Source organism: Microcystis aeruginosa NIES-843, from assembly GCF_000010625.1.
Classification (GTDB): Bacteria; Cyanobacteriota; Cyanobacteriia; order Cyanobacteriales; family Microcystaceae; genus Microcystis; species Microcystis aeruginosa.
The window spans coordinates 4,012,017-4,037,380 of record NC_010296.1; the positions used below are offsets into that span (position 1 = coordinate 4,012,017).

Sequence of the window (25,364 nt, forward strand, 5' to 3'; positions counted from 1 at the left end):
GTCAAAAGATAATATTTCTTATTTTCTATCTACCTATCCGGTTGATTCTCAGGATAAAGTATAACCTAATTTTGCCTTGTCTCCTAACTTCTGAATTCTGCTATATCTCTCAATCTTACTTTAAAATTGAGTTTGATAGCGGACGGTAAACTCATTCAAATTGTAATCGTAGGAAAAGCGGATAAAAGACTGGGAATTGACTCGATAGACGGTTTCCAAATTGGGAAGAATATTAAAATCCGTTGCCCTGATCGCATTACTAACCGCATTCTCCACATCATACACGACTCCTTGAGCTAAGAGGGGAATCGCCAACTGAACCACTCCAAATTGAATTAATTGTTCTGTATTTTTCCCCTGTAAACCATTAAAAACCGACAGCAATTGTTCCCCCAAAAGTCGAACGATTTCCCCTTGGCTGCGGGGGGGAGTGCTGGTTAATTTAACTAGGGGAGTATTAAGCAATCCCTCATCTTCACCTCTAGCAAAAGCCACTGCTTGTAAACAATTAGCAGCTTTTTGTAATTCTGTATCTGTATAGTTTTCCTCTAGGGGAAAAGGTGGACTATCGGGACGAATTTGGCACACTTCATTGATATTACGTCCTAAATTTGGTAGCAAGCGGTTTAATTCCCCTTCGACGCTGAGGGTGACATCGATCCTTTGAATGCGATTGAGGCTATCATCGGGAATTTCATTGCTAGGAAAATCCCCCCCCGGACGGGAGATAGCAAAATCGCGAGATTGAGAAAATTCGCTGAGAATTGTTCGCAGTTGAATATCAACAAAGGGATTAAAAAGTCCCAACCCGCGACTAGAATCGAAAACAATAACATTTTGATTGCGTCGGTTAAGAAGAAAACGAGTATCGATGTAACTAACCCGTCCTCGCTCGAGATTAATCACTCCATTAGTTTGTAATTTCTCCAGTGGAGTGAGCGGACCGTTCAAGGTTAAAGCACCACTAAAATCAAATTGATACAAAGGTTCTTGCTCGATTGATAATCCTGCTAAAGACACTTGGAAATTATTTAAAACTGGAGTAATATTTGTCGTCTGAGGAATGTTGAGAGGCTGCAGCCAGCGACTCACTGGTTTATCCGTTTCTTGATTAATTTCTGCGGTGCGAGGAAGAAAAACTTTACCCCTAGAAAGACGCACATTCCCCCCGATAATTGGTTGCTGAATTGTTCCCGTTACCATGGCATTCCCAGCAATTAATCCCCGATAAAGACCATTAATTGCTATATCTCCCTCTTGAATATTAACTGTTAAGGGATTAGGATTATTTTTGATGGCTTTAAAGAAAGGTAAAACTCCCACCACAGAAATTTGTCTGTCAGCGATCGAGCCTTGTAATTCCTCTACTGTTAAGCTTTCAGGGGTTAAACCAATGCGGCCATTTACGGTTAAAATCTCTGGAAAAGCAACACTGCGGATAGCGGCATTATCGAGAGTAACTATACCATTTGCTTCTAAATCTTTGATTTTTAAGCCCTCTTTTATATCTAATCTTCCCGTCGCTGAAAGAACTACCTCTCCCTCACCGTTAACCCATTCGATGGTGTTTTGACTGATAGCTTCGATTAATTTGATTGCATCGGTTCCCAATTTTGCTTGGATTTTTAATTGATCATTACCCGGTAAGGGAGGATAGGGAATGCTGGCATAGATTTGGATTGATTCGGAGGAGGTTGTCCGCAAATCAAAACGATACTGATTATAGGTAAATAAACCAATTATATCCTGATTAATATTTTGGGCATTAATTGCACCGTCAATAAAGGCAAAATTACCCTGAATACGAGGATTTAATAAGGTTCCTGCAATTTGTCCTTGAGTTTTTAGACTACCAGATACATCCAAGGGAAACTGCACAAAATTTCTCAAGAGATCCAGAGAAAGATTTTCCACGGCAAAAGTTCCCTCTACTTTGTTTAGGGAAAAATCACCCGCTAAAAATACGGAAGAATCTCGTGACTTTAATCTAATCGGTTCTATCCTGAGCAACTGACGATTTAAGTTAAGATTAATTGTTACTTCATCAATCGGAATTAATTGGGTATCGGTGGTGACAATTCCCAGAGAGTTAACAATATTTACCGTCGGTCTTTGGGGTCGCCATTCCCATCTATTGCCCTGAAATTGTACGGTAAGATCGGGATTTTTTAAAGTCCCAGTTAAGGCTATATTTGCTTGATAACGGCCGCGAAAATCTAGTTCAGAAGGTATCCCGACTACCCCTCTTTCCCTTGCTAATTGCTGGATTATTTCTTCAATTTTTGCCCGCAAATTTACCTGTTGTGCTAGGGAAGCTTCGGAGTCACCTACTCCTAGGGGACTAAGTTGAATAGCCTGGTTACTCTCGGAGGAGAAAAGGTTGATTAAACTGGTTAAATCATAGATACTAGCAACTGATAATAAATCTTGAATATAACCTTGATCTACCCTGAGTTTAGCTTCTATTGCTTGGGTTTGCCAATTAAATAAACCTTGCAGATTATATTGACTTGCACCCGCTTGTAAACTACCTTCTTGCAGTTGAACTATAGAATCCCGATAAACCAAATTTGCCGTTAATTTTTCCCCGATTAAGTTACCTAAACTAGGTCGGTTAATCTCTAGTTGTCCCTGTCCCTGTAAGTTAAATAAATTGATGTCTAGATTAGCATTCACTTGTCCAGCAATAATCCCTGGAACATTGTAGGCTGCCGTGGGAGATATTTTCAGGATTTCTAGGGGAAAATCGGCAATCTGAACATTTAAATTTTCGCCGCTTCGTTTAGCTGTTGCTAAAAAAGGAGTTTTATTTCCAAAAGCTTGGCGAATATTTATCCCTAAGGGAAGATAGGGCAGCAGACAATTATTTTGTTGACAAGGATCGAAAGTTAGGTCAATAATGTCCTGATTTCCTCGCAGATTTAAACTAATATTTTGACCGATTCCTGCTTGCATACTTCCTTTTAAGATAGGTTCAAAGGGTCGATCATTAATGCTAAAATTCGCTAAATTTATATCTCCTTTGATTTGTATATTTCCCACTTTTTGCCAAGCAGTTAAGAGATTTTTTCCTGTGATTTGTCCTTGAAATTCTCCGCTCCCTGTCAGTGTCGATTCTCTGGGTTTCAAACGAGGATCGATCGGTAAAAGCGATATAATCTGAGTTAGCGGTACAGTAGCAAGGTCGGTTTTTGCCTGTAGATTTAAGTTAACCTCAGCGATATCGGGTTGACTGATAAGATTAGCTAAAAGAATATTTCCTCGCACATCAAAGCTATTTTCTCCCCACTGTGCCGAAAGATTATTAACCTGAATCGGTGTTACTCCCTGCCAAATTTCTTTAATGTTTCCCGCTAAATTGGCACTAAAATCTAATTTTGGAATCGAGATTGATTTTATTGCTGGTAATTGTCTTAGTACGGCAGCGGGATCGAGATTAGCGGCAATAATATCACTTTGCCAGAAATTATTATTCAGTTGTGCCTTAGCTTTAATTTCTCCTTTAGCTAGATTAATACGAGAGTTAAAAACTGCTTTGATACTGCTTAAGTTGAGTCGTTTTTCTTGCAGGGAATCGAAAATAGTTTGGGCATTTCCTGCTGCTTGAAACCTGGTTTGGGAAATATGCAACGGTATGGGAATATTAGTCTGAAAATTCTCTAAGCTACCGAGAATATTAAAAATACCGTTGTTTAACTGAATATCAGTATTAATCGGATTATTATCCACTAACAACCGAGTATTTACCCTAGCATTGACGGTGGACAAATTAGGGATTTTTCCCGCTAACAATTCCTTGATTGCACCAGTGAAATTGACTTGGGTTTTTCCTAAACTAACAGGAATATTTATATTGGGTAAAAACGGATTTAAGTTAATGCCAGCCGTATTAACTATACCGCTTAAAATACCTTGTTCCAGTTGGGTTGTCGTTCTTAGGGATTGATTATTGACAAATAACTGTATATCTCCCTCTCCGCGCCAAGTTTGTAAATCCGTTAAAGTACCGCTAATCAGAGCATTTATTCTGCCAGCAAAGCTGATTTTTGCCCTGCCTAAACTAACGGGAACTGTTAAATTTTCCACTAGAGGATTGAGACTAATTCCCCCAGTGTTGACTGTTCCTGTCAGAAAACCTCGATTCAGTCTGGCTGTGGCAATTAAAGGATTATTATCTACTAATAACTCCATATTCCCTTGACCTTGCCAACTGCTGAAAATATTATTTTTATTATTTAGTAATTCTCCTAAATAACCTTGTAAATTAATTTGCGATCGCAGTAACTCAACCTGAGTTGGTAAGTTAGGCAATAGGGAATTAATCGGCAATCCCGCTAGGACAGCTTTAGCCTGAAGATTTCCTTGCAATACTTGACTATTGACTGAAATTGTGCCTTGTTTACCGCTAATTCTTAAGTTAGTAATTCCGTTTAAGGTATTAACATTGATTTGGTCAATTTTGCCACTAATTTGAATATTAGCTGTCTCTAAATTTAAGGGTTCTAAGGTTTTTAGGTAGGGGCAAATACTATCCAAATATTGACAAACGATAGGCACAAAAGGAGTCAATAAAAAGTTATTACCCGTGATTTTTGCTTGGACTAATTTGCTAGTAAAATCACCATTACCATTAACCTGTAGTTTGCCGCCATTTGTTTTAATGACCGTATCGGTTAAATTTATTTTGTTGCCCCCTAAAAATACTTTACCCTCCCCAGCAACATTGATTAATCCTGACTGATTAACCCTGGGTATTTGCCAATTAATTAATAATTGTGGCAGTCCTAAACTACCCCTAGCTTTAATATTAGCTTGCAGATCGTTTATATTAATTTTAGCGGGAATTGTTGCCAGTTGAGATAAAATTTTTCTCGTGGGAAAATTAGCTTGTAAATTCAAATTAATTGGCATTTTTGTCCCGTCAAGAGGTTGATTTTTTTGCAGGGATTGCAGAATATTTAACTGCAATTTTCCTTCTCCTTTAATTTCTCCACCTGCGACGGGTTTAATTTGAATTTTATCTAAATTAAGACGATTGAGATTTGTTTGAAAATTACTGGTTATTGATTGAATAGGAATTTGCTCAAAAATAATCGGTTTGCTGTTGCTAACGGTTCCTTTAATTAGAGGTTGATCTAGTTTTCCCGTCACTTGAAAAGTAGATCGTGCTTCTCCCCGTAAATCTAGAGGTGATTGCAGATAAATAATTCTTAAAAGTTGTTGTAAATCCACCGATTCTAGAGCGACCTTGAGATGATAACCAGTTTGCCAATTTACTTCTCCTCTCACCTCAGTTTTAATCTTGCCAATAGTTGCGGTCGCTTGTTCAACTAATACTTTGTCTCCCTGTAAATTTAACTTAGTTGTTAGCTTAATTGGATACTGGAAAGGTTGGAATTTTCCCGCTACTTCCGTCACCTGAAAATTGCCATTACCTTGACTTTGATTTAGCTTTGCCCAACTGGGAATATTGAGAGCAATATTAGCATTTACTTGTCCTTGATTTAATTGAAAATTGCGATTAGGAATTAAAGTTAATAGTTCACTTAAGTTTAAACGGTCGATCTGAAGATTAGTTAGGCTTTCACCCGTTTTTAACGCCGTTTCTCCTTGAATTTTTACTTGACTTTTGAGGATTTCTGCGCTGAAATCGTAGGTGAGATTTTGCTTTTGATTATCAATAAATCTTCCTTGACCATCGGCCTTAATTTCTATCGGTTTTTTCAGGGCATAGGGTTGGATATTAATAGCTGCCTTCTCCACCTGAAAACCCAGATTTAACCTAATGGGTGCCTCCCGATCAAAGTTACTAGATATTTTATCTAAATTATCGAGCCATTGACCATTTTTATCCTGATCGAGATAAATACTGGGATTAATTAACTTGACATCAACCGGCAGCGGCAGACCTAAAAGTAAGGGCAGTGGATTTAATCCCAATTCGATCGCATCAATAGATAAACTATCAGCAGAATTGGCCGTAGCTGGAATTTCCGATTTACCGATACGAATGCGATTAAAATAAAAGCCCTCTATCTTACCTACCCTGACAGGTCTGTGCAGCATTTCACTGAAGATATTGTCTAAAATTGGGGTTAGACGTTCATAAACTAAATAACGAGTCGTAAAATAGCCAAGGGAGGTAATTCCTAGGAGAGTAATTCCCCCGACAATTAAAGTAGAAGGCCGGCGGACAAATCGACCGATACTCAGAAAAAGATTAGGACGAGGAGAAGGATCGCCAGGGGAGTTACTCATAATTGTTTACCTCACACACACCAAAGAAAGGGCAATGGCTCACCAGAGCTAATGAACTATGATAATTCACCGCGGCACTGATAGCCCTCAATCGATTAATTGCCATTTTTTAGGCAATTATTGGGCTTAAATCCTGTGAGGAAGTCAAGGGCTGCGGCCAATTAAAAGCCTCTCTCCCCATCTTAGCCTAAGACTCGAATGGCTGGCTAAAATTTTCAACAATTCGCCAAAATCTCCCCAGTTTCAACAGCTAACCGAATTAATATTGATCAACCCACCAGTTCCATCAGAATATTGCCAGGATAAATAGGTTCGGAAATTGAAGATTGAGAGAAAACTTGTGCGGACAGACAACAATCCGGCGCAGTCTGGAACAACGACCGGAAGCATTCAGTCATAGAATATTGGGATTAGCACGTCTATTTTTACTGCAAAAATCGTCTTATAGATTAAAGATTATGAAAGCCAGATTATCGATCGCCCTAACCGCCCTAATGACCTTGGGCATAACTGCCACACCAGCGGCCAACTTTGACGAACAGGACATCGAGCAGACCCAGGTAGTAGCGATCGCTCGTCCCTACGGAGGTAATAAATTTGACCTGCTAGTCTTGGAACAAATCCAGGGAAAACAGAAGTGTTGGAGCGAAAGCGGCTCAAATCCCGTCATGATCGACCCTCTACTCCTCAACTTTGACTTTACCGGCATTTGTCGCCGCGCCACCGATAGTAATGGTTATTCTATCCGTCTGGATGGCCGGGATTTTGGGCTAGATTACATCCTGCGTATTGTGGAACGCAATGGCGAATTATACTTAGTGGGAACCCCCCGGGATGCCCGCCGACCGGAATTAGTGGTGGGAAGAACCCGAGGAATGCAAACAGGATTTATGAAAATTATCCTCGAACCGGGTTGGAGATTTAGCCGTCGTACTTTCCAAGGCAAAAGTTTAGGCCACTTCTACTTTAGCGGCAAAGAAGCGGAAGTTCTCGCAGCCACCGGGAGACCGCCCATCAACGAAACCACTCCTCCCCCCAGTTCTGGGGCTAGTTTTCAGGATATTAGCGGCGATATCTATAAAACTGAGATTGAAAAAGCGATCGCACTTGGGGTAGTGGCCGGTTTTAAAGAAGATAACACCTTCCGCCCCGAAAATCCCGTCACCAGGGAACAATTCGTCTCGATGATTATTGAAGGGATGGGAACTGTCACCAAAATTAACCTAGAAGATATTCCCCCCGGCAGCGGCAGTTTTAACGACGTAGAAGCGACGCGCTGGAGTGCCAAAAAAATCCAATGGGCCCGGGCCAATGGTATTGTTGCCGGCAAAGCTAACGGCGAATTCCGTCCCACCGACCCCATCACCCGGGCCGAATTGATGGCGATTCTCAAACAGGCCGCCACCTACCTGAAAACTCAGCAAAAACAAGCCCCCGATTTAGCCCAAACTAAAACCCCCACCAATTTTTCCGATACTTCTGGTCATTGGGCCGCCAGTTTAATTACCCAGATGTCGGGATTTTGCGGTGTGGCCTCTCCCTTGAACGAGCAGGGTAGTGCTTTTGTACCAAATGATCCCGCCCGTCGTAACTACGCAGCAGCCGCCATCGTCCGTACCCTCGATTGTGTTAAAACCGCCAAAAAATAACGGCCTCTCCTCCATCAGAGTTTGCGGCAAAAAGTTTTTCCTAGGGGTAGGATGTGGGGTGTGGGGTTTTATCCATTTTTAGGAAGTCAATTACCTAATTTTCAGGGAAAAAGTCCCCCCAATTTTCCCCCCGCTCACTCCCAGGCCCGGCACTGTTTGATCTCAAAAAGGCCTAAAGATATTATCCAATTACCGATGACTGATGACTGATTACTGATCACTGATTACTGATTACTGATTACTGATTACTGATTACTGATTACTGATTGTGGTTGTTAATTTTTACCTTAAATGTCGGTTTGAAGGAACCCTCGGTTTCACTGACGAGATGAAAAACCGACCAGCATAAAACAGCGAAGCACAGCTAATATTCATGGGAGTCTTGATTCTCGACATATTTCTTAAGTTGGTCTATTGTGACACCGCCACAACTAGCCACAAAATATACCCCTGTCCACAAAATTCTCTTATCTTGACCATATATCTCTTTCAAGTGGTCTGAAAAGTTATCCCACATCAGCTGGCAAGAAGTTGATTTTAAGTTAGCGATTAGACTACTTAACAGCTTATGGGGTGGGTAAGTTAAAAGAATGTGAACATGGTCTGATTCTCCGTTAATCTCTATTACCTTCGCCTCCCATTTCTCAGCTATGTTTTGAAAAACTATTCTCAAAAACTCTAAATGCTTTTTCTGGAATACTTTCCGATGATATTTTGTCACAAGAACTATATGTACGGTGAGATTAAAAGTGGCTCTACAAGTCTTAAAATAATTAGTTTTTATGCTCTTGAAATTTTGTACTACGAATTGCTATAATCATGGTATAACACATTGAGATGAACGTAGGTTGGGTTGAAGCATGAAACCCAACGCCTGCTCATGTTACGCTACCGCTAACCCATCCTACAAATAATTGTGCCTCCCTACTTAACACATTGAGAGGTCGAATCGATGCGAGTCATAGAGTTTAAGTTAAAAGTCAATCCTTCCCAAAAGATAGCCATTCAAGAGGCTATCAGGGTGGGACAGTTTATTCGGAACAAATGTCTAAGATTTTGGATGGACTCTACTAAAGAAGATCAGGTTAACTATGCTACTTTGTGTAGGCTAACTACCGAATTATCTAATATTCCTGAATTTTCTTTTGTTGGTAAACTCAACTCTATGGCTCGTCAAGCAAGTGCCGAAAGAGCTTGGTTTTCTATATCCCGTTTCTACGACAATTGTCAAAGGGGTTTGGCAAAAAAAGGCTATCCTAAATTCAAAAAATTTTCAAGGTCTGTCGAGTACAAAACTTCTGGTTGGAAACTAACAGAAGACAAAAAGTTTATCCACATCACGGATAAAACAGGGATAGGAAAATTAAACCTAATCGGTACTTTTAACCGTGAGATTCTCGATAAATCCACTATCAAAAGAATCAGGCTTATTAAACGAGCCGATGGCTTTTATTGTCAATTTGTCTTAGACATTGAGAGAGTAGAAACCTTTGACTCTACAGGAAAAGAAGTAGGGATTGATTTAGGTTTAAACCATTTCTTAACTGACTCTAATGGGGATAAAATTGATAACCCACGGTTTCTTCGTAAGTCGGAAAAAAGACTAAAAAAGGCTCAACGTAAACTCTCAAAGAAGAAAAAGGGAAGCCAAAAAAGATTAAAACAGAAATCTAAAGTAGCTCGCCTTCATCTAAAAGTTTCTAGACAGCGTAAAGATTTTGCCGTTAAGACAGCAAAAGCGTTAATCCAATCTAACGATTTGGTAGTCTATGAGGACTTGAAGGTATCTAATATGGTGAAAAATCCTAAGCTTGCTAAATCTATTCAAGATGCGAGTTGGTCAATGTTCACCGATTGGTTAGACTACTTTGGGAAAATACACGGGAAGTTTGTGGTAGCGGTGAACCCACAATATACTAGCCAACAATGTTCTAGTTGTGGTAATATTGTCAAGAAAACATTATCTGTAAGAACTCATGTTTGTTCTTGTGGGTGTGTCTTGGATAGAGACGAAAACGCCGCTATAAACATTCTCGCACGGGCAAATACTGTCGGGCGGACAGAAATTCAAGCCCTCGGACAGACTACCCACTGTCTATTAGGTGAAAGCTTAGTAGATAAGGTAACTGGATGAACAGGGAATCCCGAAGCGCTTAGTGCGATGGGAGCGTCAATTTAGGTATCCCGTCGAGTATTTTCGCTAGACTGGAAAATAATGCACCTCGGCTAGACAAAATCCTATGGTAAAGCTGCTCGAAAATCCTCTCCGAGTGGGATTGCGACAAGAAAGAACCCCAGAACCCCTAATTTTAGTCATTTTTGGGGCATCGGGAGACTTAACCCAAAGAAAACTGGTTCCTGCTCTCTATCAACTGAAACGGGAAAGACGACTACCGGCCGAATTAACCATCGTCGGTACAGCGCGCCGAGAGTGGAGTCATGATTATTTTCGCCAACAGATGCGCCAAGGCATCGAAGAATTTTCCGACGGGATTGGCAGTGAGGAATATTGGCAAGACTTCGCCCAAGGGTTGTACTATTTCCCCGGCAACATGGACGATCCGGAAAGTTACGCCAAAATGAAAGTCTTTCTGGAAGAATTAGACGGAATCCGGGGAACCCGCGGCAATCGAGTCTTTTATCTAGCGGTTTCTCCTAATTTCTTCCCCCCCGGTCTTAAAAACCTCGGCGCGGCGGGAATGCTGAAAGACCCAATTAAACACCGCTTAGTGATCGAAAAACCCTTTGGCAAAGACCTCAGTTCTGCCCAAGTTCTCAATCGAGTCGTACAAGAGGTTTGTCAGGAGAACCAAGTTTATCGCATTGACCACTATTTAGGCAAGGAAACCGTCCAAAACTTATTGGTGTTCCGATTTGCTAACGCTATCTTTGAACCCCTCTGGAATCGTCAATTTATCGATCACGTCCAGATTACCGTGGCCGAAACCGTGGGAGTGGAGGAGCGGGCCGGATATTACGAAAAATCGGGAGCTTTGCGCGATATGGTGCAAAATCACCTGATGCAGTTATTCTGCTTGACGGCGATGGAAGCACCCAACGCTATTAACGCCGATAGTGTCCGTGGCGAAAAAGTCAAAGTCCTGCAAGCGACTCACCTGGCCGATATTAATAACCTGGAAAAATCCGCCATCCGCGGCCAGTATAAAGCCGGTTGGATGAAAGGAAAACCCATTCTGGGCTATCGGCAAGAACCGGGGGTTAATCCCGAATCGACCACCCCCACCTACGTGGCCATGAAATTAATGGTAGATAACTGGCGTTGGCAGGGTGTCCCCTTCTATCTGCGTACGGGTAAACGTCTGCCGAAAAAAGTTTCCGAGATTGCCATCCAATTCCGCAATGTGCCGTTATTAATCTTCCAATCGGCAGCCCAACAAACTAATGCAAATGTACTGAGTCTCCGGATTCAGCCTAACGAAGGTATTGCCCTCCGTTTTGAGGCGAAAATGCCGGGGTCAGAATTACGCACGCGCACGGTAGAAATGGACTTTAGTTATGGTTCCTCCTTCGGTGTTGCCAGCGCTGATGCCTATAATCGGCTACTTTTAGACGCTATGCTAGGAGATCAAACCCTATTTACCCGTTCTGACGAGGTAGAAGAAGCATGGCGCATCGTTACTCCCGCTCTCGCCGCTTGGGACGCTCCCGCCGATCCCGCCTCCGTACCCCAATACGAAGCGGGTACCTGGGAACCCACAGAAGCAGAATTTCTCCTTAACCGCGATGGCCGTCGTTGGCGACGACTCTAAAACAGTGAACAGTGACCAGTAATCAGTGAGCAGTAAACTAAAAACTCACATCTGATAACTGATAACTGATAACTGATAACTGATAACTGATAACTGATAACTGATAACTGACATGACTACCCAAAGCCCCCCCATTGTCTCCCTGCAAGCACCGAAAGATGTTTCCATCGATGTGATCGAGCAGGAACTGCGCGATATCTGGCAATCCTATAATGATAATGAGGATGGTATGGCCGCCACCCGGGCCACCACCTTTAGCTTTATTGTCTATGAACCCGATGCGGTACAGGAATTGTTAACCCTTCTCGGCTATTACACCGGCCCGATTGATGGTATTGCCGGTCCGCGGACTCACGCCGCCATCAAAGTCGCCCAGAAGGACCTAGAACTAGAAGTAACTGGGCTTTCTAGCGATGAATTTGTCGCTCGGTTAAGGGCGGCCTGGGAAGCGGAAAAAAACGCCGAGGATGGGGCTAATCATCGTCAATACGCCGCCGATTTGGATGCGATTGGGGTCGCAGATGCGATCGCTGCTTCCAATCCCTGTCGCATTATTACCCTCTGTCCCACCGCCGAGGCCGATGAAGGGGTAAAAGCCTCTGTTTCTGCCTATTGTCCCGTCAACAAACGTAGTCAGAACACTTTAGTTTGCTGTGAATACGTCACTTTAAGCGGCACAGCGGAAGCCTTGGAACGAATTGGCGGCATTATTTCCGAGTTAACTATTCCCAGTTTGCCCAAATTTCTCTGGTGGAAAGCCAGTCCGGATGCGGAATATGGACTATTTAAGCGTCTGGCCAGTCAATGTGATACGATTATCGTCGATTCCAGCACTTTTCGGGAACCGGAAACGGAACTGCTGCAAGTGGGGGATTTATTAGCAACAGATGTACCATTAGCTGACCTGAACTGGAGTCGTCTCGCTCCTTGGCAAGAACTAACCGCCGAGGCTTTTGATCCACCGGAGCGCCGGGATGCTATTCTGGAAGTCGATCGCATCACTATTGATTACGAAAAGGGCAATCCTTGCCAAGCTTTTATGTTCCTCGGTTGGATGGCCAGCCGGTTACAATGGCGACCGGTGGGATATAGTCACCGGTCGGGAGATTACGCTATTCATCGGATTAGCTTCCTCGGTCAGGACCAGCGTTTAATTGAGGCGGAATTAGCCGGTGTTCCCGTGGCCGATTGGGGTGAGGTACAAGGGGATCTGATTAGTATTAAACTCAGTTCTACTAATCTTCAGGCCGATTGTTGTACGGTAATTTGTTCGGGAACTACTGGCTGTATGCGGATGGAAGCTTCGGGAGGGGCCCAATCTTGCCGCGTTGAACAAGTGTCCCATCTGGAAGACCAAAAAACAGAAACTCTGCTAGGTAAACAGTTACAGCGTTGGGGCCAGGACGTGCTTTATCAAGAAAGCATGAAAGTCACTAGCGCTATCCTCAAATTATCCCAACCGGATTAGCAAATTAGCAACAATAATCCCACCCACTTTCGAGAGACCTTGTTAACAAGGTCTCTCGATATTTATCCGGCAGTCAGCACCTGATTAAAACCGATAATTATAAGTAGGTAGGCGTTAAAAATTATCAGACACCCCCCTTATCAAGGGGGGCAGGGGGGATCGAACCTAAAATCCATTTTTAATTTAATTATAACCAGCTACTTACCTTTTCAGAAAACAGGTTATCATAAAAACAGAGCTTTGCTTTCAAGGGGGCAATATGGTCGCAACCACTGAGAAACGCTACACAGTCGCAGAATACTTTCAACTAGAGGAAACTGCCACCGACAGACACGAGTATCGAGATGGAGAAATTATTATTATGACTGGGGGAACTCCTAACCATAATCGCATTGCGGGAAATTTTTATAGAAGATTTCCCTTAACTATCCAGAATCAAGCCTATGATATATTTATCACCGATCTACGCTTGGCAATACCCGCCTATAATATGTACACCTATCCCGATATTATGATCGTTAAGGGAGAACCAATTCTTGAAAGAGGACGCACCGATACGATTACCAATCCACAGGTGATTATCGAGGTTTTATCAAAATCTACTCAAGACTATAATCGGGGTGATAAGTTTAAATTTTATCGCTCTCTTAATAGTTTTGAAGAATATATTTTAATCGATCAATATGGTTATTATATAGAACAGTTTCATAAAAGAGGCGATCATTGGGCATTTCGGGATTATCACGCTCAAGAAGCGATTTTAACTTTGTTTTCTCTAGATTTTCAAATATCCCTGACAGATTTATATCAGCGGGTGGATTTTACCGCAATTGAAGTATCCTAGTGGCTCAACTATTTAGGGTTTGCCGCAAAAGTCCTGGTATGATTAACTCCCAATCCAACTTTAAAAACCCACTCCCTAATTCATAAAAAAAGGTGGGGCAACACCCACCTTGTTTAAACCTGAGATATTAGCGATAATTAGGCCTCATCGAGAGCGGCAATACCGGGTAAAACCTTCCCTTCGAGTAATTCCAAACTAGCGCCACCACCGGTGGAAATATGGCTCATTTTTTCCGCCACTCCCACTTTTTCTACCGCCGCTACCGAGTCACCACCACCGATAATGGTAGTTGTACCCGTAGCAGTTAAATCGGCTAAAGTGTGAGCGATCGCATCTGTACCCGCCGCAAATTTATCGAACTCGAACACCCCCATGGGGCCATTCCAGAGGACAGATTTACAGTTAGATAAAGCTTCTTGGAAAACTTTAACTGATTCAGGTCCAATATCCAATCCCATCCAACCATCGGGAATATTTTCGACCTTGACGATTTGGGACTCGGCATCTTTATCGAATTTATCCGCTAACACCACATCGGTAGGAAGGAGGAATTCCACTCCTTTTTCTTTAGCTTTCGCTTCCAGGGATTTGGCTAATTCCAGTTTGTCCTCTTCCACCAAAGACTTACCAACACTTAAACCGCGGGCCTTGTAGAAAGTAAAGATCATACCGCCACCGATGAGCAGTTTATCGCACTTTTCCAATAAAGTTTCGATCACGCCAATTTTACTAGAAACCTTAGAACCGCCGATAATCGCCGCTAGGGGACGTTGGGGAGTTTCAATAGCTGCTTGTAGGTAGTTTAATTCTTTTTCAATCAAATAACCCGCCACCGAGGGGCTGAGATAGTGGGTAACGCCTTCCGTAGAAGCGTGGGCGCGGTGGGCGGTACCAAAAGCATCATTAACGTATAAATCGGCGTTAGCGGCTAATTTTTTGGCAAAATCGGGATCATTTGCCTCCTCTTCACCGTGGAAACGCAGATTTTCTAAAAGGGCCACTTGACCGTTAGACATTTGACTAATCGCTGCCGTCACTCCCTCACCAATACAATCGGGACACATGATTACTTCTTGGCCCAATAATTCCGAGAGACGTTTAGCTACAGGGGTCAGACGCAAATTTTCTTTAACTTGACCGTCGGGGCGACCCATGTGGCTGCATAAAATAACCTTAGCCCCTTTTTTGATTAAATCCTCAATCGTTGGTAGTGCCGCCCGAATGCGGGTATCATCGCTGATTGCCCCGGTGGCTTTGTCCATGGGAACGTTAAAATCGACCCGGACTAAGACCCGTTTGCCCGCTAAATCAGCTTCTGTTAAATTCGCTACTGTTTTTTTTGGCACAGCCCATAACCTCCTAGATTGCTTACCGTACAATAAAGATTAAATCAGGGTATCGCTACTTGCGGCAATTACTTTGACAAAGATTATTTCAGATTTGGGGATCAGTTTTGCAGTTCTAAGACTGATTTGCCCAGAAAAATTTGATTGGAGAGACTTGCTAATTATGTTTGAGACGATTTTATTTCCCATCGACCACAGCCGCGAAAGTCGTGACGCGACCAGTAGTGTGATCGAATTAGTCAAAATCTTTGACAGTCGTTTGATCCTGTTGTCGGTGGTGGAAACGACACCCACCGGAGAAATTGCCCCCGACGATAAGATGAGTTCGATCGAAGCGGTGGATCGATTGTTACAATCGGCGCGGGCGATTTTCGCCCAAGCTGGCATCAATGCGGAAATGATTGAAAGGGAGGGAATGCCTTCTTTTGTCATCTGTGATGTGGCCGATGAAATTAATGCCGACCTGATCGTTATGGGTTGTCGCGGTTTAGGATTAACCAGCGAAGGCGTGTCCGAAAGCGTCACCACTAAAGTTATTAACCTTGCCCCCTGTCCAGTGTTGATTATCCCTTAATCAGTGAGCAGTGAGCAGTGAGCAGTGAGCAGATGTGAGTTTTCAGTTCACTGTTTACTGTTTACTGCTCACTGAAAAAAAGCTCCCCACTCCCTTCTCCCGAGAGAAATGTAACGAATTGTGAGAGTTTCAGCCGTCAACCCTTGAAAACTCGATCGATGGGGTTGCTTGAAGTAATTCTTAGGCCTAAAGTGTAATCTTAAAGTTTTATGATCAATTTTCCTGTTGATCGGAAAAAGGAGAACTCAAACACAATGGCTGAAACTGGATACAAACAGGTGGTGACACCCTACAATGATGATCCGTTCATTGGTCATCTAGCTACCCCCATTTCCGCTTCTGGTTTTACCAAAGCTTTTATTGGTAACTTACCTGCCTATCGTCCCGGTCTAGCTCCGATTCTGCGCGGTCTAGAAGTGGGTATGGCCCACGGTTATTTCCTCGGTGGTCCCTGGGTTGTCCTGGGCCCCTTGAGAGACTCCGAATATGCCAATATCGGCGGCTTAATCCCCGCTTTAGCCATGGTTCTTTTGGCTACGGGTTGTTTAGCTAGTTATGGTCTTGTCTCTTTCCAAGGTAAGGCCGCTAGTAATGATCCGCTGAAATCGGCGGAGGGTTGGAGTCAATTCGCCGCCGGTTTCTTTATTGGTGGTATGGGTGGCGCTTTTGTGGCCTATTTCCTCCTAGAAAATCTTGGTGTCGTTGATGGCATCATGCGCGGGGTTTTTAATCAATAATTAACCCTTTTTCTACCTGTTATCATTTCCTTATTTTTTTACTAGGAGCGTTTGACATGACTGGTGACTACGCAGCTTCTTATCTGCCTTGGATTTTAATCCCGATCGTCTGTTGGTTAATGCCAGCCGTGGTTATGGGTTTGTTATTTATCTATATCGAGAGTGAATCCTAATTTAGCTCTAGGATTCCTACAATTAAGAGCTTGAAAATTAGCTATTTGATAGTTAGTTTTCAAGCTCTATTTTCTGAGGAAAAAAGAAAAATATTGACCAGATGAAAATGGGTAAAACACTACACCCCACACCCTGGGGCCAGGGTGCATCCCACATTTGCAGAAATACCGACAATCAGCAATTATACTAAATCCGTTGAGTATAGGCTACTTATGAAGATAGGCAAAAGGCACTCATGCAAAAGGCAAAAAGGGGGATAAATAATCAGTCTTTAATAACCGGATTTAGAATTATCAGTGACTCTTAAATTAGTACAAAAATATGAACAATCGCGTGTAAGCATCTCACAGTTAACCTAATGCGCTCCGGGGTTTGGGGGGGTAGAACCCCCCAAAAGCTTGGATTGAGTGATAAAACCGAAAGTAACGCCCAATTTTAGGAGAAAGTTTCCCCTGAAAAATCCCAAATTAGTAGATTTACAAAAATGATACCAAATCCCTTTTTAATAGTGTGATTAACTCTCAAGTTATGAATTGTTTCTCCCCACACCCCACACCCCACTATCCTATACTTTTTAAACAGGATTTAGTATGAGATGCACCCCTACCCCCACAAAAAACTTTTTGCCGCAAACCCCACTTATAAAGCGGTTAGATAGCGGATTTTTTCCAACAATAGGGAGGGTTGAATGGGTTTGAGGAGATAGTCGTCAATGCCATGACGACCGAGAAAATTAACGCTGATTTCAGGGGTATCATTCAAGATTAGCACTTTACTGGCTTGAGTTTGGCGGGATTTTTTTAAAAGATGACAGAGATGATATATATCTGGCATTTTTCGATCGACAATTATAATACCTGGCTGCACGATCTCAATTTTTTTGATAGCGGAGACACTATCGATTAACCAAATAACTTGATAATGTGCCACCATCAATAACTCACAAATAAGATTGGCGATTTCTTCGTCACTTTCAATCAAAACTATAGTGGGATGGTGGTGATTAAAATGGGGATTATTATCCGAGGGTTGGGGTTTGGGGGGCTTTTGTTGAGGTAAACGGACGGTAAAGATGGAACCTTTATCTAAGCAAGATTCTACCTCGATCGTGCCGCGATGGAGTTCCACTAATTGTTTAGTTAAAGCCAATCCTAATCCTACACCACCATAACGACGTTTGCGGGAGCCATCCAACTGGGTAAATTTTTCAAACAGAAGCGGTATTTTTTGAGCAGGAATGCCGATGCCCGTGTCCTCTACCTGAAAAATGACCTGACTGCCTTCTTTCCACAGTCTCAGCGTGACAGCACCCTGTTCGGGGGTAAATTTTAGGGCATTTTTTAACAAGTATAAAAGTATCTGCTGAACTCGATCATAATCGGCGTAAAAATAATGCTCTTTTTCGGTAATTTTCATTTCTAAAATCAGATTAATTTCTTTAGTTTCTGCCTCTGTTTTAATAATTTCTAAAACATGATTACAGAGATATTTTAGCGAAAATTGTTTAATATCTAAAACAGCTTTCCCCGCCGAAACTTGCGAGAAATTAAGCAAGTCATTGATTAATTCTAATAGTTTATTGCCGTTATCCTGAATAACTTTTAGATAGTGTTTTTGTTTGTCGGGGGGTAAAAAATTATTGGCTGCCGAGCATTTTTGCAGGGTACTGGACAAACCGATAATACAAGTTAGGGGAGTTAATAACTCATGACTAATATTATTTAAAAATTCACTTTTGCAGAGGTTAGCGGCTTCTGCGGCCATTAAAGTATCTTGTAATTCTTGGGTTCTTTCTATTACCCGGCGTTCAAAAATATCTTTTTGTTCCTGTACTTGAGAATATAATTGCGCTTGATAGATAGCGATGGCGAGATGTTCACCAATCTGACCTAAAAATTTCTTTTCTTGCGGCAACCATTGGCGTTTTTCTTGACATTGATGGGCAATTAATAAACCCCACAATTCTTCTTGTACCACAATCGGGGCGATTAATTTTGATTGCACTTGGTGTTGTCGCAAAAATTCCGACAAACAGAAGGAAGAAGAATAGTTAGCATCCACATCATCTACGGCCAGAATTAATCCTTGACGGTACTTTTCTTTGTATTGGGGAATATAGGAAAAACAATCGTCTTCGGGGGTTAAATTTAACACCGAATTTATCTGTTCAGAAATGCGCGACTCGGAAGTTATTTTTCCCTTTACCTCACTGGTACTGGGAAAAAATTGATAAATTAACAATCGGTCCACTTGCAGAAACTCTCGCGCTTCCCTGACTACGGTTTCCAGAATCACCGGTAACTCCAGACTCTGACGCATTTGGGTGATGACTTGGTTTAATAATCTTTCCTGTTGGATTTGTTGGGATAGGGCAGCTTCTACTGGTTGACAAACGGAGAAGATGCGGGAACAATCTCTATCAGCAGACGGAGAAGAAATTATCGAGAGAATTTTGACTAAAATTTTATTTTGAAAACTGCTGACATTAATGGATAGAGGCAGATTTAAAATTTGATAACCCTGCTGAATTTTTGGGTTGTGGAGAGACTTGACGGACAGTCCTTGCAGAAAATTTTTAATCGTGTTCGCTTCAAAACTAATGCGGACTTCGTACTGAAAATTATGCCCTTGGGGACTGGCTAACAATAAAGCTTGTAGGTCAGTGGAAAGCAAGAGTTGATAGATTTCTCCTGTCTGTGGGGGAAGCTCTCTTTCACTGAGACTAATCCTCGGTGCTGTCACCTGTATTGCCAACTGTCCCCACCAAGAACGAATTTGTTCGAGGTGAGTAGATGACAACACTTGACAGCAAACATAAGCGGGAGAAGCATTCATTTATCAGTTATCAGTTATTAGTTATTAGTTATCAGTTATCAGTTATCAGAAGGCAGGAGGCTGCGAGGCTGCGAGGCTGCGAGGCAGGAGATAGGTTGGTCACTGCGTGCGCGTTGCGGGGGGTTTTGGGGGGTTGGGGTTTTGGGGTGTTAGGGTTTTGGGGTGTTAGGGTGTTAGGGTGTTAGGGTTTTAGTTGAAATTCCCCCACTTCCCACTTCCCACTTCCCACTTCCCCAGTCATCAGTAAGGGGACTGGGGTTTGGTTTTTAGTGAAGTTTTCTTAATCCCTATCCCCTACTATTCCCTAATCCCTATTGCCTGTTCTTTAAATTGCCGCAGACAGATATAATCATCTCTATCTACCTAAGAATGATCCCTCGATCGAGACCCTGATTCTCAAAACCTAATCATTATTTAACCTGACTCTCAAAACTTATGCACCGAATTGCTCCCCAAGCGGGTGGTTGGACAGCAGATACCGAAGGGGTGATTATTATTGACCAAAATCCGGCCCCGATTGTTCTCCTCACCATGGCCGATACCGATATTCAAACTCTAGCGGCAGCTATCGACCATCTACCCGATAATTTTCCCGCAATTCGCGCCCTGAATTTATCGCAGTTACAGCAGCAATACAGTATCGATAACTATGGGGACAAGGTACTATCCCAAGCAAGAGTGATTATTCTTCGCTTATTGGGGGGACGGGGGAGTTGGTCCTACGGATTGGAAGTAGTTAAGGAAATTGTCGAGGACACCGGTGCGACTTTATTTGTCCTCCCGGGAGAGGATAAACCGGATTTAGAGTTGATGAGTCATTCCACTGCTTCCCTGACTACTGTTAACCAGTTATGGTGCTATTTCACGGAAGCAGGGATAGATAACTGGATTAATGCTGCTAAATTTATCGCGCATACCTGTCTCCATCTCGACTATCCTCCCTCTCCTCCTCAGGTTGTCCCTCGGTTGGGAATCTATTCCCAGATAACCCTATCCCAACCCCAAGCACGGACTTGGATACTTTTCTATCGTTCCCATTATCTCGCGGGTAATACCAAAGCTATCGATGCTTTAATCAGCGCTTTCACCCAAAGAAATATTGAAACTGTCCCTATCTTTCTCTCCTCTCTGCGGGAAATTGAAGTGCAAGAGGAACTATTAACCCTCTTTTCCCACCATCCCCCAGACCTAATTCTCGATACCACTAGCTTCTCTATCCAGCGACCGGAAGACAAACAAAATCATCACTTCTGGCAGTCCCTCAATAAACCCATCTTCCAAGTTATCCTCAGCAGCAGCAGTTTAGAAGCTTATCAACAGGGTTATCAAGGTCTTTCCCCCCGGGATGTGGCCATGAATATCGCTTTACCGGAAATGGATGGCAAAATTATCACCCGCGCTATTTCCTTTAAATCTGTCCTCACCCGACATCCCAAACTAGAAACGGAAATAGTTATCTATCAACCCCTCCCCCACCGGGTTGATTTTGTCGCTGATTTAACCGCAAACTATTGTCAACTCTCCTCCCTTCCCAACTCCCAGAAAAAAATTGCTCTCATTTTCCCCAACTATCCCAATAAGGATGGTCGTATCGCTAACGGAGTCGGTTTAGATACTCCCGCTAGTGGTCTGGAAATTCTTCGCGCATTACAAACCCAAGGTTATACCCTCACCGACCTCCCCGACCATAGCGACGAATTAATGCGATTGCTTATTTCCAGTATCACTAATGACCTGGAGACAAGGGAATTAAAACCTATCTATCAATCTCTCTCCCTAGAAGCATATCTAGATTATTTCTCCTCCCTTCCCCCCGATAATCAAAGCGCTATGCTTGACCGTTGGGGACATCCGGACGGGGATTTTCCTATCCCCGGCATCCAGTTAGGTAATGTCTTTATCGGTATTCAACCTTCTCGCGGTTATGACCTTGACCCGACTCTTAATTATCATTCCCCCGACCTGGAACCTACCCACAGCTATCTCGCTTTTTACCATTGGTTACGACAGGAATTCCAAGTCACTGCCGTGATTAATCTCGGTAAACACGGCAATTTAGAATGGCTACCAGGGAAAAGTCTCGCTCTTTCTCCCCATTGTTATCCCGAAATTGCTTTCTCGTCGCTGCCGAATTTCTATCCGTTTATTGTCAATGACCCCGGAGAAGGTTCCAGCGCTAAAAGACGTTCCCAAGCTGTTATCATCGACCATCTCACTCCCCCGATGACGCGAGCGGAATTGTATGGGGATTGGGAAAAGTTAGAGTCCCTCATCGATGAATATTATCAAGCAGAATCTCTTGATCCTTCTCGTTTAGCTCTGATTCGCGAGCGGATTAACGATCTGGTGGCGAAAACTAATCTCGATCGAGAGCTAGGCACGATCTCGCGTAGCGAGCGCGTTGCGACCAGCGCTTCCTTTAGTCAATTTCTCACCCTCGTGGATGGTTATCTCTGTGAACTCAAGGAAGCACAAATCCGCGACGGTTTACATATCTTCGGTCAATGTCCCCAGGGTCAGCAGTTAATTGATTTAATCCAATCGATCGCTCGTTCTCCTAGTCCCGACCGCCCCGGTTTAACCCGTTCGATCGCCCTTGACCTCCATCTCGACTGCGACCCCCTGACGGAATATAACGATACTACTACCTATCTGGAAAGTCTCGCTCAGGATTTAATTAGCCAGAAAATTGAACCTCTAGGCGAAAATACGGCAAAAGAATTGGTTTGGCTAGAAAATCAGTTAATTCCTGCTTTAAAACAAACCCCCGATGAACTTACCTATCTCTTAAAAGGTCTCACTGGCCAATACGTCCCCAGTGGTGCTTCCGGCGCTCCCACCCGCGGCCGTCCCGATGTTCTCCCCACCGGCAGAAATTTCTATTCTGTCGATACCCGCGCAATCCCCACAGAAACCGCGTGGGAAGTGGGAAGAAAGGCCGCAGAGGCACTAATTGAACGTTATACCCAAGAAAATGGCGAATATCCCCGCACTTTGGCGATTTCTATCTGGGGAACCTCGACGATGAGAAATAGTGGCGAAGATGTGGCCGAAGCCATGGCTTTACTGGGAATTCGTCCCCTTTGGGATGGTTTTTTCCGTCGGGTAGTCGGGTTTGAAATCCTTACCCCGTCTAGCTTAGGCCGTCCTCGAATTGATGTGACCGTTCGGGTATCGGGCTTTTTTAGGGACAGTTTCCCCAGCATACTACATCTTCTTAATTCTTGCATAAATGCGGTAGCTTGTCAAGAGGAAGAGGAAAAAATTAATCCTTTAGCGGCGAAAGTGAAGACAGAGAGGGAGTTTTGGCTAAATCAGGGCTTAGGAGAAAAGGAGGCGAAACTGAGAGCTACTGCCAGAATCTTTGGCTGCAAACCGGGTGCTTACGGGGCCGGTTTACAGGGGTTAATCGAGTCACAAAACTGGCAAAATGATCAAGACTTAGCTAATGCTTATATTAACTGGAGTTGTTATGCCTATGATAGTCAAGGAACTGCCCATTCTTTACCGGAAGTATTGAGAAATAGACTGCAAGAATTAGAGATAGTGCTGCACAATCAGGACAATCGAGAACACGATATTTTCGACTCCGATGACTACTATCAATTTCAAGGCGGCTTAACTGCCAGTGTCCGGGCTTTAACCGGCAAAAATCCCGTCACCTATTTTGGTGATCATTCCCGACCGGAAAATCCCCGCATCAGAAGCCTAGAGGAAGAAATTCGCCGGGTTTACCGTTCGCGAGTGGTTAATCCCAAATGGATAGCGGGAGTGATGCGACACGGCTATAAAGGCGCTTTCGAGATGGCTGCAACCGTAGATTATATTTTTGCCTACTCTGCCACTACTCATCTAGTGGAGGATTTTATCTATCAGGGAGTAGCCGAAGCTTATTTATTTGACGACAAGGTACAACAATTTATTCAGGAGAAAAACCCCTGGGCATTGCGAGATATGGCCGAAAGATTGTTAGAGGCTCAACAACGGGGATTATGGACCCAGGTGGACCAGAAAACTTTAGATCGATTGAGGGCAATTGTCCATGAGGCCGAAGGAGCGATCGAATCGGGTCAGTAATTAGACCTCTTGTAAAAATCAAAAATCTGACCTTAGGTGAGGAGTCAGTAGCCAGTAGTCAGTAGTCAGGAGAATTAAGAATGAGCATTAATCAATTAAATGCTCTATCTAAGGATTTTATGCAATTTTATGCCTATTTTTCTCATTTTTGAACTCTCAAAAATTAATTAGGGTTTGCTGAAAAAGCTTTTCCTGGGGGCAGGGTGTGGGGTGTGGGGTGTGGGGTGTGGGGTTTTACCCATTTTCAGGGGGTCAATTACCTAATTTTCAGGGAAAAAGTACCTGAATTTTCCCCCCAATCACTCCAAAGGTCGGCACTTTTTGAGGGAAAACAAGTCTAAAAACCCTATCCAACAAGGTTTTTAGATTTATTCAGCAAACCCTAATTAGGCAAGAACTCTATTAATAACTGGTCTAGAATCAATCTATCAAGAAATTGCTCAAATTACTTTAGTAATGAGAAACGGGACTAAATAATGGCCGGAATTGAGGGATTGAGGATTAAAAATTATCGAGCGCTCAAGGATATAACTCTGGGCAAGTTATGGAATACTCAAAATCGAGATTCTCTGACACCGATGACGGCCGTTATCGGCAAAAATGGTGTGGGAAAAAGCACAGTTTTTGATGCGTTCGGTTTTTTATCTGATTGTCTTAAAGGAGGAGTAGAAGAAGCTTGTGATGCGCGAGGTCGGGGCGGGTTTGAGCGTCTTCGTTCCCAGGGTCAGGAAGGAAGCATTGAATTTCAGATTTACCTAAAATGTCGGATGAATGCCCCCGCTAAATTTTTCGACAAGATACTCACCTTTGCGGGGGATGAAATCCGACCAGGATATTAACTGCAAAGCACGATTTTAATTCTACCATCTATGGGTAAACTGTGTTATAATTAAACTATCCAATGGTCGAGGATTGTTAAATGCTAGTCGTAGAAGCAAAGCTAAAAAACGGAACACCAGAGCAATATCAGAAACTTGATGTAGTCCCTAAGTACCTAAGCAAAATTAATTACACATTTCGATAAAGCTTTTGCCTTTTGCCTATTGCCTTTTGCCTATCCTAACCAAGAAATTAATTTTGCACGACTACTTAATAATCCTAGCAGGGGAGAAAGGGCGATGACTGCCTCCAGGATTTTATCGCCCCGTTTCATTAAGGATAATTGTTCATCGGCAGCCGACTCGAGGGCAAAGTGAAAAACCTCTGGATCTGGATTTTCTAAGCGCAGGGGAGCATAAAGATAGCTACCGATGGGGTGATTGCGGGAATCTCTGGCGACTTTTGCCGCCACATCCCAATTACGGATGGCCGATTCCATAATCCGGTTTAAAATCTGGCCTTCACTGAGGAGGGTGCGACTCCAAAACCAAATTCGTTCGATAATAGTGCTAAGAGCTAAAATAGACAGAAAAAGCAGCGGCCACATAGCCACTCCGCCTTTTTGGATTAAATCAGTTATACTCACGAGTTGTTTTGTCCCTCCTGGGCGATCGGGTAATGATTATAGTTTAAGGATTATAGTTTAAGATTTAGCTTAATCGATTGACATTTATAGTTCTCACGCTGACTTAGAATACAGGATGAGATGGGGCTTTTCAAGAGGCCTGAAGATGTGAATGGTGAACCTCAGTC

14 protein-coding genes and 2 pseudogenes are annotated in these 25,364 nt (G+C 43.0%); 11 read left to right on the plus strand and 5 right to left on the minus strand.

The window, feature by feature from the left end:
• Nucleotides 1-120: 120 nt before the first annotated feature.
• A complete protein-coding gene (locus MAE_RS18915; protein WP_012266996.1) occupies nucleotides 121-6,258 on the minus strand; it encodes a translocation/assembly module TamB domain-containing protein in 6,138 nt (2,045 codons plus the stop codon).
• Nucleotides 6,259-6,716: 458 nt separating this feature from the next.
• Between MAE_RS18915 and MAE_RS18920 the strand changes: the two genes are divergently transcribed.
• Together MAE_RS18920 and MAE_RS33500 are read left to right on the plus strand one after the other, a co-directional pair.
• Nucleotides 6,717-7,907 carry a DUF3747 domain-containing protein gene (locus MAE_RS18920; RefSeq protein WP_004162788.1) on the plus strand — a complete coding sequence of 397 codons (1,191 nt, stop codon included), beginning with the start codon at nucleotides 6,717-6,719 and terminating at the stop codon, nucleotides 7,905-7,907.
• Between the two features lie 21 nt (nucleotides 7,908-7,928).
• Nucleotides 7,929-8,117 (plus strand): hypothetical protein, encoded by a 189-nt coding sequence (locus tag MAE_RS33500; protein ID WP_158303543.1) that lies wholly within the window; start codon nucleotides 7,929-7,931, stop codon nucleotides 8,115-8,117.
• 154 nt (nucleotides 8,118-8,271) lie between these two features.
• Here MAE_RS33500 and tnpA read toward each other — a convergent pair whose 3' ends face one another.
• Nucleotides 8,272-8,691: an IS200/IS605 family transposase gene (gene tnpA / locus MAE_RS36525; protein ID WP_041804218.1), complete on the minus strand. Its 420-nt coding sequence runs from the start codon at nucleotides 8,689-8,691 to the stop codon at nucleotides 8,272-8,274.
• Nucleotides 8,692-8,859: 168 nt separating this feature from the next.
• On the opposite strand from tnpA, the gene MAE_RS18930 reads away from it, so the two are divergent.
• The 4 genes from MAE_RS18930 to MAE_RS18945 all read left to right on the plus strand — a co-directional run bounded on the left by MAE_RS18930 (nucleotide 8,860) and on the right by MAE_RS18945 (nucleotide 13,989).
• Complete coding sequence (locus tag MAE_RS18930; protein ID WP_012266999.1) at nucleotides 8,860-10,041, plus strand: RNA-guided endonuclease InsQ/TnpB family protein; 1,182 nt, start codon at nucleotides 8,860-8,862, stop codon at nucleotides 10,039-10,041.
• 106 nt (nucleotides 10,042-10,147) lie between these two features.
• Complete coding sequence (gene zwf / locus MAE_RS18935) at nucleotides 10,148-11,677, plus strand: glucose-6-phosphate dehydrogenase (RefSeq protein ID WP_004162784.1); 1,530 nt, start codon at nucleotides 10,148-10,150, stop codon at nucleotides 11,675-11,677.
• 112 nt (nucleotides 11,678-11,789) lie between these two features.
• Nucleotides 11,790-13,145, plus strand: a complete 1,356-nt coding sequence (gene opcA / locus MAE_RS18940) for a glucose-6-phosphate dehydrogenase assembly protein OpcA (RefSeq protein ID WP_012267000.1) — start codon at nucleotides 11,790-11,792, stop codon at nucleotides 13,143-13,145.
• A 259-nt stretch (nucleotides 13,146-13,404) separates the two neighbouring features.
• Nucleotides 13,405-13,989 carry a Uma2 family endonuclease gene (locus MAE_RS18945; protein ID WP_012267001.1) on the plus strand — a complete coding sequence of 195 codons (585 nt, stop codon included), beginning with the start codon at nucleotides 13,405-13,407 and terminating at the stop codon, nucleotides 13,987-13,989.
• Between the two features lie 137 nt (nucleotides 13,990-14,126).
• On the opposite strand, the gene MAE_RS18950 is transcribed toward MAE_RS18945, so the two are convergent.
• Nucleotides 14,127-15,335: a phosphoglycerate kinase gene (locus tag MAE_RS18950; protein WP_002757146.1), complete on the minus strand. Its 1,209-nt coding sequence runs from the start codon at nucleotides 15,333-15,335 to the stop codon at nucleotides 14,127-14,129.
• A 163-nt stretch (nucleotides 15,336-15,498) separates the two neighbouring features.
• Between MAE_RS18950 and MAE_RS18955 the strand changes: the two genes are divergently transcribed.
• The 3 genes from MAE_RS18955 to MAE_RS30350 all read left to right on the plus strand — a co-directional run bounded on the left by MAE_RS18955 (nucleotide 15,499) and on the right by MAE_RS30350 (nucleotide 16,819).
• Entirely contained in the window at nucleotides 15,499-15,909 is a 411-nt protein-coding gene (locus MAE_RS18955; protein ID WP_004162780.1) for a universal stress protein, read from the plus strand.
• A 254-nt stretch (nucleotides 15,910-16,163) separates the two neighbouring features.
• Nucleotides 16,164-16,646: a photosystem I reaction center protein subunit XI gene (locus MAE_RS18960; protein WP_012267003.1), complete on the plus strand. Its 483-nt coding sequence runs from the start codon at nucleotides 16,164-16,166 to the stop codon at nucleotides 16,644-16,646.
• 56 nt (nucleotides 16,647-16,702) lie between these two features.
• The gene (locus tag MAE_RS30350; RefSeq protein ID WP_004162778.1) at nucleotides 16,703-16,819 is read left to right on the plus strand and encodes a photosystem I reaction center subunit VIII; all 117 of its coding nucleotides are present in this window, start codon (nucleotides 16,703-16,705) and stop codon (nucleotides 16,817-16,819) included.
• Nucleotides 16,820-17,459: 640 nt separating this feature from the next.
• On the opposite strand, the gene MAE_RS18965 is transcribed toward MAE_RS30350, so the two are convergent.
• Complete coding sequence (locus MAE_RS18965) at nucleotides 17,460-19,655, minus strand: ATP-binding protein (protein ID WP_012267004.1); 2,196 nt, start codon at nucleotides 19,653-19,655, stop codon at nucleotides 17,460-17,462.
• Nucleotides 19,656-20,090: 435 nt separating this feature from the next.
• On the opposite strand from MAE_RS18965, the gene cobN reads away from it, so the two are divergent.
• Both cobN and MAE_RS18975 read left to right on the plus strand, forming a co-directional pair.
• Complete coding sequence (cobN, locus tag MAE_RS18970) at nucleotides 20,091-23,732, plus strand: cobaltochelatase subunit CobN (protein WP_012267005.1); 3,642 nt, start codon at nucleotides 20,091-20,093, stop codon at nucleotides 23,730-23,732.
• Between the two features lie 476 nt (nucleotides 23,733-24,208).
• A pseudogene (locus tag MAE_RS18975) lies at nucleotides 24,209-24,493 on the plus strand (AAA family ATPase); the annotation flags it as partial.
• Nucleotides 24,494-24,792: 299 nt separating this feature from the next.
• Here MAE_RS18975 and MAE_RS18980 read toward each other — a convergent pair.
• Nucleotides 24,793-25,158 (minus strand): annotated as a pseudogene (locus MAE_RS18980) (MotA/TolQ/ExbB proton channel family protein); the annotation flags it as partial.
• Nucleotides 25,159-25,364 lie beyond the last annotated feature (206 nt).